Below are 17,755 nucleotides of genomic sequence, written 5' to 3' on the forward strand. Positions count from 1 at the left end.
CGATGTTCGGAACCAACCTGCTGGACCGCCGCAGCAAGCCGGAGCGGATCGCGGACCAGGCGTGGGAGCACCTGGTCTCCGCCGTCAGCTCCGCGGGAGACAGCGTGCGGGACACCGCCCGCTCGGCCCGTCGCAGCAGCAGCGGCCTGGCCGACGAGGCGGGTGACCTGGTGGGCTCCGCCGCCGACGAGGCGCGGCGCCGGGCCTCGCTGGCCTTCGACGCGCTCGCCGGCCGCCAGCCGGCACTGCCCTGGACGCTGCTGATCGGCGCGGCGCTGGTCGGCGCGGCGGTTGGCTGGGCCGTCGGCTCCGCCGCCCGGGCCGCCGGCAGCCGGGACGACCGCGCGGTGGACGACGTCGAGTTCGTCGACGTCGACCGCCCCAACACCCCCATCGGCCTGGACGGCTGACCCACCACGCACGCCATGGGCTCCGCTCGACCGACCACCGGTCGAGCGGAGCCCATTTCCATTCCCAGCCCCGGCCGGGGTGGGGCCGATCCGCCGGGGTGCCGGACCCCTCAGGCAGCCCCGGCGGACCGGTGCAGGGGGTGATCCGGGCGCCGCCGACCGCGCCCGGACCACCCGGTCAGCGACTCGTGCAGGTGATGGTGGCCGGTGGCGTGTTGCTGCCGGTCCGCGAGCCGAGGAAGCCGGCAGTGGTGCTGGCCCCGGCACCGAGCCCGCCGTTCCAACCACTGTCCCGGACGGAGACGACCGCGCCGGTCTGGGTGTACGTGCCGCCCCAGAGTTGGGTGACCCGCTGGCCGTCCGCGAAGGTCCAGCCCAGCGTCCAACCGGCGATGGGCGCGCTGCCCGGATTGCGCACCACCAGCTCGGCCTGGAAACCACCCGACCACGAGCCGGTCACCCGGTACGTCGCCGCGCATCCACCGGTGGGCGGCGGCGTGGTCGGCGGAGGAGTGGTCGGTGGCGGAGTGGTCGGCGTTGGAGTGGTCGGTGTCGGGGTTGGCCCAGGGCCCCCGCTGCGGTCGGCGACCAGGATGCCGCGCCCGTTGGTGCCGAGGTAGACCCGGCCGTAGACGCGCGGATCCCCGGTCAGCGCCTCGGTCGGGTTGCCGTACTGGTGCCGGTCGTCGTTGATCCGTACCCAACTCGCGCCGCCGTCGTCGGAGCGGTGCACGCCGGGCTGACCGTCCACCGTGCCGTACAGGAAGACGGCGGGGTTCGTCCGCCCGGGCGCCGCCTTGCCGAAGCCGACGTTGCCGGCGGCGCTGACGCCAGCCAGCTTGGTGAGGCTGGCACCGGCGTCGGTGGACCGCCAGAGCCCGCCCGGCCCGGCCAGCCACAGCTCGCCCGCCCGGCCCGGCAGCGCCTTGAACCGCACGTCGGAGGTGGGCAGCCCGGTCGCCGCCGTGGCGGCGAAGCTCGCCCCGCCGTCGGTGCTCAGGTAGACCTGCCCGCCGCTGAAGCCGTAGAAGCGGTTCGGGTCGACCCGGTCGGACTCGACCGTCGCGTTGGCCGGGATCCCGGCGGACGGCGTCCACGAGGTGCCGAACCCGACCGAGTGGACCACCGGCTGGCCGGCGTCGCCCGGCGCCCAGACGAACCGGCTGCCATCGGCCGCGGCGGCGACCGTGCCGCCGGCGTTGACCCCGGCCGGCTCGGTGCCCTGGAACCAGTTGGCGCCGCCGTCGGTGGAGAAGGCGACGTGGCTGTCGGCGGGTCGGTCGGCGTCGGTGAAGTTGCCGGCCCGGACCAGCACGGCCGGTCTGGTCTCGGCGTAGTCGAGGCTGGTGGTGGTCGTGAAGACCGGCTGGGTGAAGAGCATCGACGGGACCGCGTCCAGGTCGGTATGCCGGAATCCGCCGATGTCGCCGAGCGCGCTGATCAGCGGTGCGCCGCTGGGCGGGCTGACCAGGTCGAGCACGGCGGTCTCCTCCAGCCCACGGGCCATCGGCCGGATCGTGAACTGGCCGCCGGTGTCCCACCTGGTGAGGTCCGTGGTGCCGTAGATGGTGGCGCCGGTGCCATACATCATCCGGTTGGAGTCGTGCGGGTCGATCTCCATCGACTCGTTCATCCAGCCGAGCTTGGGTGCCTCCTCCGGCGGGGCCGGGTTCGTGCCGAAGGTCAACCAGGGCACCGAGCTGACGTCCATCGTGTAGCGACGGGTCTTCTCCGGGTAGTTGCTGAACTCCCAGATCCGGCTCCAGGTCGCCCCGCCGTCGGTGCTGCGGAAGAAGATCGCGTCCGGCCACCAGGAGACCTGGGTGGCCACCAGCAGCGTGTTCGGGTGCTGCCGGTCGATGGTCAGGCCGCTGTAGCCGAAGTAGGCGTCCGCGCTGGTGGACGGCACCGGGCTGATCCGCGTCCAGACCCCGGTGGACCGGGTGAACTTCCAGACGTCACCCTTGCCGCCGTCGTACGGGCCGCCGGTGTCGCTGGTGGCGATGTAGAGGTGGCCGCCGACCGGGTCGACGACGCCCTTGTGCGCCAGGTAGCCGGTGGGCTGGCCGGGGATGCGCGTCCAGCTGACGCCCCCGTCGGTGCTGCGGTAGACGGGGTTCTCCTTGTCCGCCACGCCCACGTAGATGGTCTGCGTGGCGGAGCCGACGGTGCCCGTGCTCTTGTCGAAGCTGACCCAGGTCAGGCCCTGGTTCTGCCCGTTGTAGCCGTTCGGGTCGCTGGGGTCGGCCCGGTAGTTGCCGGCGTTCGGGAAGGCGGTGACCCGGGCCCAGGTCGCGCCGTGGTCGGTGCTGCGCCACAGCCCGTTGCCGCCCTCGGCGCCGTAGTAGACGATGTTGTTCCGGTTGGGGTCGACGGCCAGCCGCTCCCCCATCCCCCGGCCCGGCATGTTGCCGCCGTTCTTGAACGGCAACTCGGTGACCTGCCAGGTGGCACCCTTGTCGGCCGAGCGCAGGATCGCGCCGTTGTTCGGGTCCCAGCCGTTGGTGTACATGCCGACCGCCGCGTACACCCGGTTGGTCTGTACGGGGTCGGTGGCGATGCTGACGACCCCGTTGTAACCCCACCGGTCGGCACCCACCCAGTCGAGCAGCGGCGTCCACGACTGGTTGGCCTGCTCCCAGCGGTACGCCCCGCCGATGTCCGTCCGGGCGTAGATCAGGTTCTTCTCGGTGGGGTTGAAGACGATCCCGGACACGAAGCCGCCGCCGTCGATTCGGACGTTCCGCCAGGTGTACGCCTCCGCGGCGGCCAGGGCTGAACCGGCGACCGGGGCCGAACCGGCGGCGGTGAACGGGATCGCCACGACGGCCGTGGCGACAGCCAGCGCGGACATGACCGCGCCGGCGAGACTTCTCCGCATCTGCGGTTCCTCTCGGGATGGACGCCCGGGGACGGGGTCGACCGGGTGGTGACGTCGTCGCCCGGGGGACGGGCACGACGCTGGAACGGGCTGGAGCTGCCCTGGCTCCCGCCACCCGACGCGACGGCTCCCGCGATCGAGGAACGCGCTTACCGTAACCGATCCCTGACCACTTTGGAAGCGCTCCCACCATCGATGCCCATGCCCCTGCACCGGCACCCGGCCGTGCCGTCACCCGCTCAGGGCGAGGCCGAGTCACCCCGGGCGGCGGCAGGCTCTACCAACGGCGGACCTCCGGCCCCGGCCGTCGCCCGGTCCGCCACCCACGCACCCGAGGAGGGACAGATGGCCATCGCGACGATCAGCCGCACCGACCAGGACATCCAGTCCGCCGTACTCGACGAGCTGACCTGGGAACCACGGGTGCAGCCGCACGAGATCGGCGTGACCGTCGCCGAGGGCGTCGTCACGCTGACCGGGCGGGTGGACAGCTACGCGAAGAAGTGGGCCGCCGAGCGGGCCGCGCACCGGGTCGTCCGGGTCCGGGCGGTCGCCAACGACCTGGCCGTGCGGCTGCCCGGCGGCGCCGAGCGCGCCGACCCTGATCTGGCCGCAGCGGCCGGTAACGCGCTGGAATGGGACGCGTTCGTACCCATCGAGAAACTCCAGGTCACCGTCTCGGCCGGCTGGGTGACGCTGCACGGCGAGGTCGAGTGGGAGTACCAGCGGCGGGCCGCCGAGCGGGCAGTCTGCCGGCTGAACGGCGTACGCGGGGTGAGTAACGGCATCACCGTCCGCCCGGCCGCCCCGCCGGACGGCCGAAACGTGGCTGACCGGATCGTCGACGCGCTCGCCCGGGCCGGGGCCACCGAGGTCGAGCGGATCAGCGTCCGCGTGCACGGCGACACGGCGATACTCGCCGGGCTGGTGCACTCGATGCCCGAGCGGGCCGAGGTGGAGCAGGTGGTCTGGTCCGCGCCGGGCATCCGGGAGGTGCAGAACCACATCGCGGTCGCCCCGGGGCTGGGCTGAGCGCAAGCGCGGAACCACCCGGGGCGGGTGAGCCGGACTCACCCGCCCCGGGAGCAGGCTCGGGGCATGAGTGATCCGAACGGGCTGATCCAACCGGGGCGCCCCGCGCCCCGCTTCGCCGTGCCGGGCACACCGGACGGGCGTCTGACCGGTCCCGAGCAGTTCCTCGGACGGCCGGTCGTGCTCGCCTTCTACCCCGCCGACTGGAGCCCGGTCTGCGGCGACCAGATGTCGCTCTACCAGGCGGCGGCACCGGTGTTCGACCAGTACCAGGCGGTGGTGCTCGGCCTCTCGGTGGACAGCATCTGGTCACACCGGGCGTTCGCGGAGAGCCGGGGCATCACATTCCCGCTGCTGTCCGACTTCGAGCCCAAGGGCGAGGTGGCCCGCCGGTACGGCGCGTACACCCCGCAGGGCGAGGCGGCCCGGGCACTGGTGGTGCTGGACCCGGCCGGGACGGTGGCCTGGAGCCACCTGTCCCCGCCCGACGTCAACCCGGGCGCGGACGGCATCATCGACGCCCTGGACCGGCTCACCGCCGATCGGAAGGTGGCCGCCGGGTGACCACGCCACTGCAGGTCACCGCCCGACTCCGCGACCCGGTGACCGAAGATGACCACGTCCGGGGGCCGGCAGACGCGGCGGTGACCATCGTCGAGTACGGCGACTTCCAGTGCCAGTTCTGTGGCGCCGCGTACCCCAACCTGCACGAGATGCTGCGGCAGCGGGCCGACACGGTGCGGATGGTGTACCGCTACTTCCCGATCGCCAACGTGCACCCGTACGCCGAACGCGCCGCCGAGACGGCCGAGGCCGCCGCAGCCCGGGGCAGGTTCTGGGAGATGCACGACTGGCTCTACGAGCACCAGGACCAGCTGGACCCGGTGCACCTCTCGCTCGGCGTCGAGCAGCTCGGGCTGCCGCCGGACGAGCTGAACGCGGAGGTGGAGAACCGGGTGCACGCCGACCGGGTACGCCGGGACTTCGTCGGCGGGATCCGCAGCGGGGTGAACGGCACTCCCACCCTCTTCGTCAACGAGGTCCGGCACGAGGGTGGATACGACCTGCCCGACCTGCTGGCCGCGGTGGACGCTGCCGCCAATCCCTGACCCCGCACGCGGCGGCCGACGACCCGCCCGCCGCTCAGATCAGCCGCAGCTCACGCGCCCGCCGGACCGCCTCACGCCGGCGGGTCGCGTCGAGCTTGCGGTAGATGTTGCGCACGTGGGTCTTCACCGTGTTGACCGAGAGCGACAGCTCGCTGGCGATCTCGACGTTGGACAGAATGCTCTGCAGGTAGCGCAGGATGGTCAACTCCCGCTCGGTGAGTGGCTCGTCGAGCGTGCCCCCCGGTTCGGCCGCCGGCCGGGCCGTGGTCTGCTCGGCGCCCCGGATCAGGTCGCTGACCAGTGAGAAGTGTGCGGTGCCCGCATCGAGGTGCGCGGCCAACAGGTCCCGCACCGGCGGCTCGGCACGGGTGAAGACCCGCCGGCAGCCCTGCGGACCGGCCAGATCGAGCACCTGCTCCAGGATCCGGCCGGCCCGACGCCCGTCCCCACCCCGCTCGGCCAGCACCGCGTCCAGCAGTCCGGCGTCCAGGCGTACCGGCAGGGGCCAGGCCGCGGCCGGCAGCGCCTGCCAGTCCGGCAACGCCCGCCCGGCGGCGCCCGCGTCCCCGGCCCGCAGCTCCACCCGGGCCAGCGTGACCGCGAGTGCCGGAGCCGCCCCGTCCTCGGTGGCACCCGCCAGCAGGTCGCGGGCGGTGTCCAGGTCGCCCCGCTCGGCACGCAGGTCGGCCTCGGCGGCGCGCAGCAGGCTCGCCAACTCGGCGGCGGCCGGCCGGTCGGTCAACGACTCCCGGGCCCGGACGAGCAGCCGCTGGCCAGCGGCCGGGTCGCCGGCGTCGCGGTGCAGTTGGGCCCGACACAGCGCGGCCACCATGGCGGCCACCGGCTCGCCGGGCGGTCCCGCCGACCAATCGTCCCCCGACTCCGCCTGCGCGGAGCCGGCAGGGCCGGTCGCCGGGGCGGCCAGGGCGAGGTTGGCCGCGGCCTCCTCGGACTGGTCACGATGCAGCGCCACGAGGGCCAGCGCCAGGTAGGCGTAGCCACAGTCGAGCCGGCAGGACCAGCCCTGGCGGGGCGGCGTGCCCAGCACGTCCCGGGCGGCCTGCTCGGCCGCGCGCAACTCGCCGCGCACCGCGAGAAGCAGCGCGGAGCGGCTCGCGGCGACCAGCTCCGTACGGGGCCGACCGGCCTCCCGGGCCGCCGCCCGGGCCCGGACGAACCGCGCGTGGGGCAGCGCACCGCCGGCCAGCTCGACCAACCCCAGCGCGGTACCCGTGAAGGCCCGCAGGTCCGCGTCCTCGGCAGCGCTGCCTCCCACGACGGCCTGCGCGGGGTTCGGCACACCGGTCGGCGTCGCCCCGGGCGGACGGGTGCGCAGCAGCCGGGCGGCGGCGGCCCGGACCTCCGCCGGATCGTCGGCGAGCCGGGCCACGGTCAACTCCAGCGCGGTGGCCAGCCGCAGGAACCGGTCCCGGCGCGGCATCGGCAGGCCACCGGCGTACGCGGCGGCGGTACGCAGGTGACCGGTGGCCGCTGGCAGGTCACCGGCGTACGCCCGCTCGGCGGCGCAGGCCAGGGCCACCTCCGGATCGACGCGGACGACCTCCGGCGGCGGGGACCCGGGCGCCGGGCCGCTCACCGGCTCGCGGTCGTACCGGGTCAGCTCCGGCCAGTGCGCGACGAACAGGTCGCCGGCCCGATCCCACCGGCCGGCGGCCAGCGCATGCCAGAGCCCGTCGGCCGGGCGCCCGTCACCGGCGTACCAGTCGGCCGCCCGCGCGTGCAGCTCGCGCAGCTCGTCGACGGGCAGCCGGGCCAGCTCGGCCCGGAGGAGGTCGGCCAGCAGCGGGTCACAGCGGTACCAGGGCGGCCGGCTGTCCTCCCGGTGGAGCAGACCGCCAGCCCCGGCCAGGTCGGCCAGCACCCGCCCGGCGTCGGCGCGGCCGGTCAACGCCTCGGCCAGGTCGGCGCAGACCGTCTCGGCGAGGGCGGTGCGGCGCAGCAGGTCCCGGTCGGCCGGCTCGATCTCGGCGAGCACCTCCTCGTGCAGGTAACCGGCGATTTCCGGTTGGTCGCCACCGAACTGCCCCACCCAGCGCTCCGGGTCCGGCTGCCCACGCAACGCCAACGCGGCGATGCGCAGCGCTGCCGGCCAGCCACCGGTGCGCTCGCGCAGACGGTGCACGGCGGTGGCCGGCAGCGGCGCGCCGTGCGCGGTGAGCAGGTCGGCCACCTCGTCGTCGGTGAAGGCCAGCTCGTCGGGGCCGATCTCGGTCAGCTCGCCGGCGAGGCGCAGCCGGTGCAGGGCCAGTGGCAGCCCGGCCCGGGCACCGACCACCAGGTGCAACCGCTGGTCGGCGTGCCGAAGCAGGAACTCCAGCCCGGTCAGCGCCGCCGGGTCGGCGACCCGGTGCAGGTCGTCCAGGACCAGCAGCACCGGTCGGTCGGCGGCGGCGAGCGCGGCGGCCAGTACTTCCAGCTGGTCGGGGCGTGGCGCCCGGTCGGGTACCGGCGCCAACGGGCCGTCGTCCGCCGGCCCGGTGGCCGCGCGCAGCGCCGCCGCCAGGTACGCCCAGAGCCGGTCGCCGTCGCCAGCCTCCACCGACACCCACGCCGGCCCTGGTCCGGCCTCGGGCGCGCCAGCGGCCAGCCGTACCCAGGAGGCGAGCAGAGTGGTCTTGCCCCAGCCGGCGGGGGCGGCAACCAGGGTGACGGGTCCTGCGCTGCCCTCGTCGAGACTGCGCAGCAGCCGGGGCCGGGCCACCACCGGTTCGGGCGGCACGGCCGGGGTCAGCCGGGACGCCAGCAGCGGCGGGTCGGCTGGGCGCCCCGGCACGGTGCCCACCCGCGCGCGATCCTGCTGTTCCGGCACCCGGCACCCACCCCCATCGACGCGTTCCACCCCCCGGTCGGCGAGCGGTTACCCGGCCCGCACCGGTTCACCCCTTCCGGGCGAGCCCGCTTCACCCGATGCCGACCGACGGTCGAGGGACGTGGACCGGAAGGACGGGTGGGGCCGATGGGACGGCTGGTGCGGGCGGGATCCGCCCTCGGCGGCGCGGCGCTGGTCGGGGCGGCGCGGCTGCTCCGCGTACCCCGGTGGCGCGGCCGGACCGGCGCGGACGGCGACCCCGCCGCGCGGGCCCGTTGGGAGGTCGTGACGGTGGGCCGTCCGCCGGAGCGGGTGCTACCTGGCGGCCGGTGGCCCGAGCCGCTGCGCCGCCTCGACGGCGCGGTCGAGGTGCGCATGCGGCCGGCGCCGGGCGACCGGGGCACCGAGCTGGCCGCCCGCCCACTGGCCGGCGCCACCCCGACCGTAGGGCTGGCCGCGCACCTGGTCGGCGATGATCCGGGGCTGCTGGTCCGCCGGACGCTGCGTCAGGTCAAGCAGCACATCGAGACCGGCGAGGTGCTGCGCGCGGACCGGTCCGCCCTGGACCGCCCCCCACACGCCGGGTGAGGACGCCCCCCAGATTCACCTCTGTCATGATCTTCCGTCCGGGGCGCTGGGTGGCAGACTCTGGGAATGGCTGGCGAGCGGACGTACGACGTGGTGCTGTTCGGCGCCACCGGGTTCACCGGAGGGCTGACCGCCGAATACCTGGCCCGGCACGCGCCACCCGGGCTGCGCTGGGCGCTGGCCGGGCGCAACCCGGATCGCCTCGCCGCCATGCGGGGCCGGCTCGCCACGATCAACCCGGCGCTGGCCGAGTTGCCGCTGCTCACCGCCGACGCGACCGACGCCGACTCGCTGCGCGCGGTGGCGGAGAGCGCCCGAGTGGTGGCCAGCACGGTCGGCCCGTACATCCACCACGGGGAGCCGCTCGTCGCCGCCTGCGCCCGCGCCGGCACCGACTACCTGGACATCACCGGCGAGTCGGAGTTCGTCGATCTGATGTACGTCCGCCATCACGCCGAGGCGACCCGCACCGGCGCGCGGCTGGTGCACACCTGCGGGTTCGACTCCATCCCGCACGACCTGGGCGTCTGGTTCACCGTCAAGCAGTTGCCGGCCGACGTGCCGATCACCGTGGACGGCTACGTGCGCGCCGGCGGCCGGTTCTCCGCCGGCACGTACCACTCCGCGCTCACCACCTTCTCCCGCACCGGGCAGGCCAGCCGGGCGGCCCGGGACCGCCGGGCGGTCGAGCCGCGCCCCACCGACCGTCGGGTTCGGGCGGTGCCCGGCCGGCTGGCCCGCTCAGCGGAGCTGCGCATCTGGACCGTGCCGCTGCCCACCATCGACCCGCAGGTGGTCCGCCGCTCGGCGGCGGCCCGCCCGGAGTACGGCCCGGACTTCCGCTACCGGCACTTCGCCGCGGTGAAGCGACTGCCGACGGTGCTGGCCAGCGCGGCGGGGCTCGGCGCGCTGGTCGGGCTCGTGAAGTTGCCGCCCACCCGGCGCTGGCTGCTCGGCCGGCTCGCCTCCGGGCAGGGGCCCACCGCGCAGCAGCGGGCGGCGTCCTGGTTCCGGGTCCGGTTCGTCGGCACCGGAGGCGGGCAACGGGTGGTCACCGAGGTGGCCGGCGGCGACCCGGGGTACGACGAGACGGCGAAGATGCTCGCCGAGTCGGCGCTCTGCCTGGCGCTGGACGAGCTGCCGCCGACCACCGGCCAGCTCACTCCGGTCGCCGCGATGGGCGATGCGCTGCTCGACCGGCTCATCCGGGCCGGGCTCACCTTCCGGGTGCTGAAACAGGGGGCGACGACGCCGGGTCCGGAAACAGCGCCGAAGCCGGGGCCGGAGGCAGCGCCGAAGCCGGGGGCCGGGGCACCGGCTTGACCCTCGACCGGGTCGAGGGGGCAGGATGCCCGGCGTGGAGAGCGACCTGCACAGCATCGGCGAGCTGGCCCGGGCCAGCGGCCTGACCGTCAGCGCGCTGCGCTTCTACGACTCCGCGGGCGTGCTGGCGCCCGCCCTGGTGGACCCGGTCACCGGCTACCGCTGGTACACCGACGAGCAGATCGCCCCGGCCCGGCTGGTGGCCGGGCTACGCCGGGTCGGTATGCCGGTGCCGGAGATCGCCGCGGCGGTACGCGCCGAGCCGGCGGCGGTGCACCGGCTGCTCGACACGCACCTGCGCCGGCTGTCGGACGGGCTCGCCGACGCCCGGCGGGAGATCACCCGGCTCCGGGCGCTGGTCGACCCGGTGCCGCCGGCGACCACGACGCTGCTGCTCTCCCCCGCCGAGCTGGCCGCCGCCGTCGACGCGGTCCGCTTCGCCGTCGGCGCCGACCCGGAGTTGCCGGTGCTCTCCGGCGTGCTGCTCGACGTCGAGCCGGACGGCGTCCGGCTGGTCGCCACCGACCGGCACCGGCTCGCGCTGGCCCGGTCCGGGGCGAGCGTCGACGGGCCGCCGGTGCGGGTGCTCGTCGGAGTGGACCTGGTCGATCGGCTCCGCACGCTGCTCGACGCCGCCGACGCCGGGCCGGTGCGGCTGACCGTGGCCGGCGCGGACCTGCGGGTCACGGTGGCCGGCCGGACGCTCGCGGGCACGGCCCTGCCCCACGACTTCCCCGACTACCGCCGGCTGCTGCGCGAGGCCGTCGGTGAGCGGCCGGGCGCGTACCGGATCCCGGTGGACGTGGCGGCGCTGCGGGCGGCGCTGACCGACCCGGCGGCCCCCACGGTGGCCCGCGAGTACGGCGGTGAGCCGCTGGCGGTCACCGTGCTCGGCCTCGATGACCGGGGCGGCCTGCGACTGCTCCCCGCCGCCGACATCCGCGCCGCCGACCTGTCCGCCGGCCTGTCCCCGGACCCACTGGCGGGCCCCGACCCGGCGGGCGAGCTGCGGGTCGGGGTGAACAGTGGCTACCTGCTGGACGCGCTCGACGCGGCCGGCGCATCGCAGCTGGTGCTGGAGTTGGACGGGCCGATCGCGCCGCTGGCCGTACGCCGCCCGGACGACGCGGACACCTTCTCCGTGCTGATGCCGATCCGGCTCTGAACCGCCCCCCGTGCTCGCGGGCGGTGGGCTCGCGCTCCCCGTCCCGGCCCGACGGGGGCGCGACGGTAGCATCTGGTGGTCCACCTGACCCCGGACGGAGGCGTACGGAGCAGCATGCTCGACATGGAGTTGATCCGGAAGGATCGCGAGGCGGTGGCGACCGCGCTGGCGAAGCGACTGGATCCCGCCGAGGTCGAACGGGCCCTGGACGAGATTCAGCGGCTCGACCAGGAGCGGCGCGCCCTGATCACGGAGATCGACGCCGAGCGGCAGCGCCGCAAGGCGGAGGCCCGGGCGTACGCGCAGGCGAAGCGCGCCGGCACCGAACCGCAGGCCACTGCGCCGGAGGCCGAGCGCAAGCAGCTCGCCGAGCTGGAGTCCCAGTTGGACGAGGTGCAGGCCCGGCTGCGTGACGCGATGAGCGAGCTGCCCAACCTGCCCAGCGATGACGTCCTGCCCGGCGGCAAGGAGGCCAACCGGGTCGTCAAGACCTTCGGTGAGCCGCCGGCCATCGAGAAGGTCCGCGACCACGTCGAGCTGTCCCGCGCGCTGGGCCTGGTCGACTACGAGCGCGGCGTCAAGCTCGGTGGCTCCGGCTTCTGGATCTACACCGGAGTCGGCGCGCGGCTGGAGTGGGCGCTGCTCAACTACTTCATCGACCAGCACATCAAGGCCGGGTACGAGTTCCTGCTCCCGCCGCACCTGCTGCTGGACTCGGCCGGCTTCGCCGCCGGGCAGTTCCCGAAGTTCTACGACGACGTCTACCACCTGGACAGGGAGTCCGCCCCGCGCGGGCAGTTCCTGCTGCCCACGTCGGAGACGGCGATCCTCGGCGCGTACCAGGACGAGATCCTGGAGACCTCGAAGCTGCCGCTGAAGGCGTTCGCCTACACCCCGTGCTACCGGCGGGAGTCGGCCGGCTCGCACTCGGACGAGCGTGGCACGGTGCGCGGGCACCAGTTCAACAAGGTGGAGATCTTCCAGTTCACGCTGCCGGAGCAGGCAGACACGGCGTTGGAGGAGATGCTCGCCCACGCCGAGAGCCTGGTCGAAGGGCTGGGCCTGCACTACCAGCGCACGCTGCTCTCCGCCGGTGACGCCAGCGCGTCGATGAAGAAGACCCTCGACATCGAGGTGTGGATGCCGAGCACCGGCAAGTACAAGGAGGTCTCGTCGGTCTCCTGGGCCGGCGACTACCAGGCCCGCCGGGCGGCCATCCGCTACCGGGAGCCGGGCGGCAAGCAGACCCGCTTCGTGCACACCCTCAACGGTTCGGCGCTGGCCACCAGCCGGCTCTTCCCGGCCATTCTGGAGCAGTACCAGCAGGCCGACGGCTCCGTGCTGATCCCCGAGGTCCTCCGCGACCGGATGGGCACCGACCGGCTGACCCCCCGCTGACCCCAACCCTCAACGCCCCGCCGATCGTGCAGTTTCGGTCTCCGGCATGGAGCGCTCCGCGGCTTCTGCCGGGGTAGCAACTGCACGATCGCGGAGGCGGGCGCGGCGGGTCAGGGCTGCCGCCAGCAGGAGGACCGCGAGGGCGGTGGCCAGGACGGCGGGGCCGGTGGTGTCGAGGGTTTCCGCTACGGCGTGCTGGACCCGGGACGCCGTCTGGATCACCGGGTCTTGTAGTGCGTTGCGCTGGCCGGCGGCCAGCCGCAGTTCGTACCAGCCGTACCAGGCGACGTAGCCGCCGGCGACCAGCAGCACCAGGCCGCTGAGCCGGGGCACCAGCGCGCCGGCAACCCGCAGCCGGGCCACCAGCCCGTCGCGTAGCAGCGCCACACCGAGCGCGGCGACCGCGACCACCAGCCCCATCCCGAGGGCGTACGCGCCGAACAGGGCCAGCCCGCGCCCGGTCGAACCGGACTGGAGGCTGGTCACCACGATGGCCAGGAACGGTGCGATGGCGCAGCCGAGCGAGGCCAGCGCGTACGCCGCGCCGAACAGCGCCATCGACGACCAGGACCGGGTCAGCCGGGGCGCCCGGGCGGACCAACCGGGGGCAGGCAGTCGCCGGCCGGCGAGCAGCCAGCACCCGGCCACCACCAGCAGCAGCCCGAGCACCACGGTCAGCCACGGCAACCGTGGCCGCAGCCAGCCGGCCAGCGGCGCGAGGGCCAAGCCGAAGGCGCCGAAGACCAGTACGTACCCCAGGGTCAACCCCGCCGCGGCGGTCAGCGCGCGACCGACCGCGCCACGGGTGTCGGTGGCCCCGGCGACCAGCAGCGAGAGGTACGCGGGCAGCAACGCGAAGCCGCACGGGTTGACCGCGCCGAGCATGCCGGCGGTCAGCGCGAGCAGCAGCGGGGCGGTCACGCCCCGGCCAGCGCGGCGACCCGGGCGGTGAGTGCCTCGCCGTCCAGGAAGCCCTGGTGGACGACCTTGCCGTCCCGGTCGATGATCACGAAGATGCTCTGCTCGGTCACCTTGAACCGGCGCCAGAGCGCACCGGCACGGTCCTCGATCTGCGGCGTCCCGGCGAGGTCGAACTCGATGACGAACTCCTGCATGGCCCGCCGCTCGCCGAGCCCGGCGACGCCGACGATCGGCACGGTGTCCCGGTACCGGGGCGCGATCTCGGCCACCGTCCAGGCCTGACTGGCGCAGGTGGCGCACCACGGCGCCCAGAACCACAGCACGACGGGCCGGCCGGCCAGCTGCGCGGCGTCGAACGCGGTGCCGGCGAGGGTGGTCCCGGTGAAGCGCAGGGTGTCCGGCACCCGCGCCGGAGCGGCGGTCGGCGCGATGGCCGGGGCACTTGCCGGCGCTCCCGGAGACGTGGTCGAGGCCGGCGCGGATCCGGCGGCTGCCGCTCAGGACGGCACCGTGCCGGTGCAGGATGCCGTGCCGAGCAGGGCGACGACGAGCGCCCCTGCAGCGGCGGCCCGGGGTACCCGCCCAGCCGATGTTCGCCCCATGCCCATCCGCATCTCCATTCGACAGTTGTCCGGAAGGGACCCCGCTGCACGAGGCGTGAAGGTGCCCTACTCGGCCTTGGCGAGCCGGAGGGCGAGCTCCGGGCAGACCTTGACGGCCTTCAGCGCGCCCTCCCGCAGCCAGGTCGGCACCGGGGTGGTCGGGAAGGCGGGATATCCATTGCCGTCGAGCCGGATGAAGTCCGGCACCACGTGCGCGCAGAGCCCGTGCCCGTCGCAGCGGGACCAGTCCAGGGTGAGCTTCTGCGGGTTCGAGTCGGGTGCACCCGGCAGCCCCATCACACCCTTGACCCGCCGGCCGCAGCCGTCGCCGGTGCTGTGCAGCCGCAGATCGTCGGCGAAGACCTCGATAGCGGAGAGGGCGAACCGGGCGGTGCCGTCCGGGTGGCTGCACGCTCCCCGGCCCTTCACCTCGCCGGCGGCGGCCCGCACCACGTCCGCGGGTTGGCTCCCGGCGACCGCCAGGTCCACCGCGCGCGCCAGGTCCGGCAGGCCCATCTTGCACGGTCCGCACTGTCCGGCGGACTCGCCGGCCAGGTAGCGCACCACCTGGGCGGCCTCGCCGAGCGGGCAGGTGTCGACGCCGAGCGGAACGATGATGCCCGCCCCGAGGGTGCCACCGACCGCCGCCAGGCCCTTACGGGAGATCTCCGCCCGGTCCGCCGCCTCCGGGGTGATCCACTTGCCGTGATAGCCGCCCATCAGGATGCCCGGGCCGTCCGGGACCTCACACAGGTCGAGGATCTCGCGCAGCGGGGTGCCGGCCGCGCACTCCACGACCGCGGGCCGGGCCGCCGCGCCGGTCACGGTGAGCAGTACGGTGCCCGGCTCGTCGTCGGTGCCGAGCGCCGCGTACTCGTACGGGCCGAGCCGGGCGGCGACGGCGAGCTGGGCGTACGTCTCGGCGTTGGAGAGCAGGGTGGGCAGGCCGCCGACACCGGAGTCGCTGGAGCGCTTCTTGGTGCCGGGCGGGATGTGCGGCAGCCCGTTGATCCCGTTGACCAGCGCGCCGCCCTCGCCGGAGATGAACCGGTGCGGCACGGTGACGATGGTGGCCGGCACCGGCATCCGCCGCTCCGCCAGCGCCTCCATCAGCGAGTCCCGGCCCACCCCGTCGTCGGCCACGCCGATCACGATCTCCTCGGCGTCCAGCGCGTACGCGGCCAGCGCCGCGCCGTCCAGGATCAGGTGCGGGGCGCGGGTCAGCAGCACCTTGTCCTTCCAGCTGGCCGGCTCCCCCTCGCTGGCGTTGACCACCACGACGGCAGCGAGGTCCTGCCGCTCGCAGGACTCCAGCACCGCGCGCAGCTTGCGGGCGAACGGGAAACCCGCCCCGCCCTTGCCCTTGAGCTGCATGCCCTCGGCGAGCCGGAGAAGCTGGGCCGGCTCCATCGGGCCGATCGGCCCGTGCACCTCCTCGTGCGCGGCCAGGTCCAGCCGGCCGAACTCCGCGAAGCCGGCGGTCAGCCGTGGCTCACCCACGCAGGCCACCGGGGGCACGGTCGTACGCATCACTTCGCCTCACCCCGCAACCCGGCCCAGTACGCCCCGTCCACGGCGTCGGCGCTGGCCTTGCGGCGCTTGGACCGACCCTCGCCGGCGGCCCGCCGTGCCCGCCGCGACGCCAGGTCGACCAGGGTGGGGGTGTCGTCGACCGGCGGTGGCACCTCCTCCGGCACGTACCGGGCCGGCGGGCGCCAGTAGTCCGGCTCCTCCGGCAGTTCGTCCTCGACGCTGTGCCGGCCGCTGCCGCTGCGCGGCGCCGCCGAGATCGGGCCCGCGGAGATCGGCTCGGCGGAGACCGGGCCGGCCGAGATCGGGTCGGCGTCCTGCCACCGGAGCGGGCTGTCCCACGGCTCCTCGGGCTCGTCGACCAGCCGCTGCGGCGGCGCCGAGTACCTGCTGCCGTGGTCGTCGGTCCGGGACCGGCGGGCGGACCGCTCGCCGACCGGCTCCTCGACCGGCGCGCCACCCCGCCGCCGCCTGGCCGGGGCCTCGTCCCGGTCCCGGGTACGCTCGCCGCGCCGCCGGGCCACCGGCTCGAACTCTTCCTCGTCGCGCCGACGGCTGACCGGCTCGAACTCCTCCTCGTCGCGCCGACGGGTGACCGGCTCATCCGCGCCTCGGCGGCCCGACCGGCGGGTCGACGGCTCCCGCTCGTCGCGCCGGCCGCGCGCAGCCCGTTCGGTGTCCCGCCGGGCCGCCGGCTCCTCGTCCCGCCGGCGCCGGCTGGGCCGGACCGGCGCGGTGAGCGAGCCCGGCTCGGGCACCACCGGCACCGTGAACCGCTCGGGGTCGCGCCGCCGCACGTCGGCCGGCGCGGTCCACGAGGCGGTGGTGGCCTCCGCCCAGGCGGGACGCTTCTCCTCGCCGCTCTCGCGGCGGCGGCCCAGCCCGGCCAGCAGCGATCGGCCGCGGCCCTCCTCGCCGGCCCGGCCAGCCATCGCCGTGTTCCGCACCGCGGCCTGGTGCTGCTCGCGGCTGCGTCGGCCGACGGTGACCGAGAGCCGGACCAGCAACGCCAGCACGACCAGCAGGATGCAGCCGAGGTAGCTGAGCACCACCCAGGAATTCGCGACCCGGCCGGCGTTGAGGCCGTGCAGCACGGCGAACGGCCAGGCGACGTACGCCGTGGAGTGCAGCGCGCGCCACAGCCACTTCGGACCGATGCCGGCGAAGCGGGCCCGGATGATGCCGGTCCAGATCACGCTGACCATCAGCAGGGCGGCCACCGTGCCGAGCCCGACGTAGAGCCCTCCGCCGCCCACGAAGGGCACCAGGGCGTCGGTCGGTGCCGCCCGACCGGTGGCGATCTTGGTGAGTACGTGGAAGGCCAGCCCGGCCACGCCCAGCACACCGAAGGCCCGGTGCGCCGACTGCAACAGCACCCGGTGCGAGATGCGCAGCACCAGCCGGTCCGTGGCGAGCAGGCCGAGCATCACGGTGAGGCTCAGCGCCACCAGCGCGATGACGCCGGCGAAGAACTCCGTGAAGAAGAACCCGTACGCGTACGCCGTCTGCCCAGCCCCGGTCAGCATGATCGCCGCCCAGAGCGCGGCGAGCAGCGACGCGATCAGCATGGCGGTCGCCGACCGCGACCGGGTGCGTACCCCCCGACTGCTGGCGCCGGTCCGGACGGTGGCCGCCTTCTGGTTCTGCTTTGCCCGGGCCATCTGCTCCTCGATCGTCTCGCGGCGGCGTACCACCGGCCGACCCCTGCTCCCCCATCCAGTACGGAACGGCGGGGCTCGCGGATCACCCCGAGGTGGAAATTTCTCGGGCGGATCGAACCAACCGACGCCGGGACGCGTGTAGCGGCGGCGCGGGTAGGCGCACCATCGGCCGAAATGGAAAGTGACAGATGTCCATGCATTGACAGTCACTGCAACACGCTTGTAACCTTTCGGAAAATTTCAGCCTGGCTTGCAAGAACCCGGCAAGCAGGCTCTCCCCCGCCGCGCCACCACCCACCCCCGCC

At 74.7% G+C, this 17,755-nt stretch carries 14 protein-coding genes; 8 read left to right on the plus strand and 6 right to left on the minus strand.

All coding sequences use genetic code 11. The features are described 5' to 3' along the window. Positions 1 to 2: 2 nt before the first annotated feature. Positions 3 to 410, plus strand: a complete 408-nt coding sequence (locus tag ACFY29_RS08360; RefSeq protein WP_328419103.1) for a hypothetical protein — start codon at positions 3 to 5, stop codon at positions 408 to 410. A gap of 178 nt (positions 411 to 588) precedes the next feature. On the opposite strand, the gene ACFY29_RS08365 is transcribed toward ACFY29_RS08360, so the two are convergent. Further along, on the minus strand, positions 589 to 3,291 hold the full coding sequence (locus tag ACFY29_RS08365) for a cellulose binding domain-containing protein (RefSeq protein ID WP_386984307.1): 2,703 nt from the start codon (positions 3,289 to 3,291) through the stop codon (positions 589 to 591). A 345-nt stretch (positions 3,292 to 3,636) separates the two neighbouring features. Between ACFY29_RS08365 and ACFY29_RS08370 the strand changes: the two genes are divergently transcribed. From ACFY29_RS08370 to ACFY29_RS08380, 3 genes are all read left to right on the plus strand, one after another. Continuing rightward, positions 3,637 to 4,323 carry a BON domain-containing protein gene (locus tag ACFY29_RS08370; protein ID WP_328419108.1) on the plus strand — a complete coding sequence of 229 codons (687 nt, stop codon included), beginning with the start codon at positions 3,637 to 3,639 and terminating at the stop codon, positions 4,321 to 4,323. A 66-nt stretch (positions 4,324 to 4,389) separates the two neighbouring features. After that, positions 4,390 to 4,887 carry a redoxin domain-containing protein gene (locus ACFY29_RS08375; RefSeq protein WP_386984309.1) on the plus strand — a complete coding sequence of 166 codons (498 nt, stop codon included), beginning with the start codon at positions 4,390 to 4,392 and terminating at the stop codon, positions 4,885 to 4,887. Further along, positions 4,884 to 5,432, plus strand: coding sequence for a thioredoxin domain-containing protein (locus ACFY29_RS08380; protein ID WP_355609486.1), 549 nt, complete (start codon positions 4,884 to 4,886; stop codon positions 5,430 to 5,432). Before ACFY29_RS08375 ends, ACFY29_RS08380 begins: the two co-directional genes overlap by 4 nt. Positions 5,433 to 5,466: 34 nt before the next feature. Here the strand turns inward: ACFY29_RS08380 and ACFY29_RS08385 are convergent, their stop codons facing one another. Continuing rightward, positions 5,467 to 8,262 carry a LuxR C-terminal-related transcriptional regulator gene (locus ACFY29_RS08385; protein WP_386984312.1) on the minus strand — a complete coding sequence of 932 codons (2,796 nt, stop codon included), beginning with the start codon at positions 8,260 to 8,262 and terminating at the stop codon, positions 5,467 to 5,469. A gap of 147 nt (positions 8,263 to 8,409) precedes the next feature. Between ACFY29_RS08385 and ACFY29_RS08390 the strand changes: the two genes are divergently transcribed. The 4 genes from ACFY29_RS08390 (at position 8,410) to serS (ending at position 12,736) form a co-directional block, all read left to right on the plus strand. Further along, positions 8,410 to 8,850, plus strand: coding sequence for a hypothetical protein (locus ACFY29_RS08390; protein ID WP_328419116.1), 441 nt, complete (start codon positions 8,410 to 8,412; stop codon positions 8,848 to 8,850). Positions 8,851 to 8,916: 66 nt separating this feature from the next. Then, complete coding sequence (locus tag ACFY29_RS08395; protein ID WP_386984314.1) at positions 8,917 to 10,173, plus strand: saccharopine dehydrogenase family protein; 1,257 nt, start codon at positions 8,917 to 8,919, stop codon at positions 10,171 to 10,173. 25 nt (positions 10,174 to 10,198) lie between these two features. After that, positions 10,199 to 11,338 carry a MerR family transcriptional regulator gene (locus ACFY29_RS08400; RefSeq protein ID WP_386984316.1) on the plus strand — a complete coding sequence of 380 codons (1,140 nt, stop codon included), beginning with the start codon at positions 10,199 to 10,201 and terminating at the stop codon, positions 11,336 to 11,338. A 114-nt stretch (positions 11,339 to 11,452) separates the two neighbouring features. Beyond that, positions 11,453 to 12,736 (plus strand): serine--tRNA ligase, encoded by a 1,284-nt coding sequence (serS, locus tag ACFY29_RS08405; RefSeq protein ID WP_386984318.1) that lies wholly within the window; start codon positions 11,453 to 11,455, stop codon positions 12,734 to 12,736. Between the two features lie 9 nt (positions 12,737 to 12,745). Here the strand turns inward: serS and ACFY29_RS08410 are convergent, their stop codons facing one another. The 4 genes from ACFY29_RS08410 to ACFY29_RS08425 form a co-directional block, all read right to left on the minus strand. Further along, entirely contained in the window at positions 12,746 to 13,657 is a 912-nt protein-coding gene (locus ACFY29_RS08410) for a cytochrome c biogenesis CcdA family protein (protein ID WP_386984320.1), read from the minus strand. Further along, positions 13,654 to 14,061: a redoxin domain-containing protein gene (locus ACFY29_RS08415; protein ID WP_386984322.1), complete on the minus strand. Its 408-nt coding sequence runs from the start codon at positions 14,059 to 14,061 to the stop codon at positions 13,654 to 13,656. The genes ACFY29_RS08410 and ACFY29_RS08415 overlap by 4 nt, the downstream gene beginning before the upstream one ends. A gap of 264 nt (positions 14,062 to 14,325) precedes the next feature. Then, complete coding sequence (locus ACFY29_RS08420; protein WP_386984325.1) at positions 14,326 to 15,792, minus strand: NADH-ubiquinone oxidoreductase-F iron-sulfur binding region domain-containing protein; 1,467 nt, start codon at positions 15,790 to 15,792, stop codon at positions 14,326 to 14,328. Then, the gene (locus ACFY29_RS08425; RefSeq protein WP_386984327.1) at positions 15,789 to 17,483 is read right to left on the minus strand and encodes a hypothetical protein; all 1,695 of its coding nucleotides are present in this window, start codon (positions 17,481 to 17,483) and stop codon (positions 15,789 to 15,791) included. The genes ACFY29_RS08420 and ACFY29_RS08425 overlap by 4 nt, the downstream gene beginning before the upstream one ends. Between the last annotated feature and the right edge of the window lie 272 nt (positions 17,484 to 17,755).

This window comes from Micromonospora sp. NPDC000668 (assembly GCF_042897975.1).
Lineage (GTDB): Bacteria > Actinomycetota > Actinomycetes > Mycobacteriales > Micromonosporaceae > Micromonospora.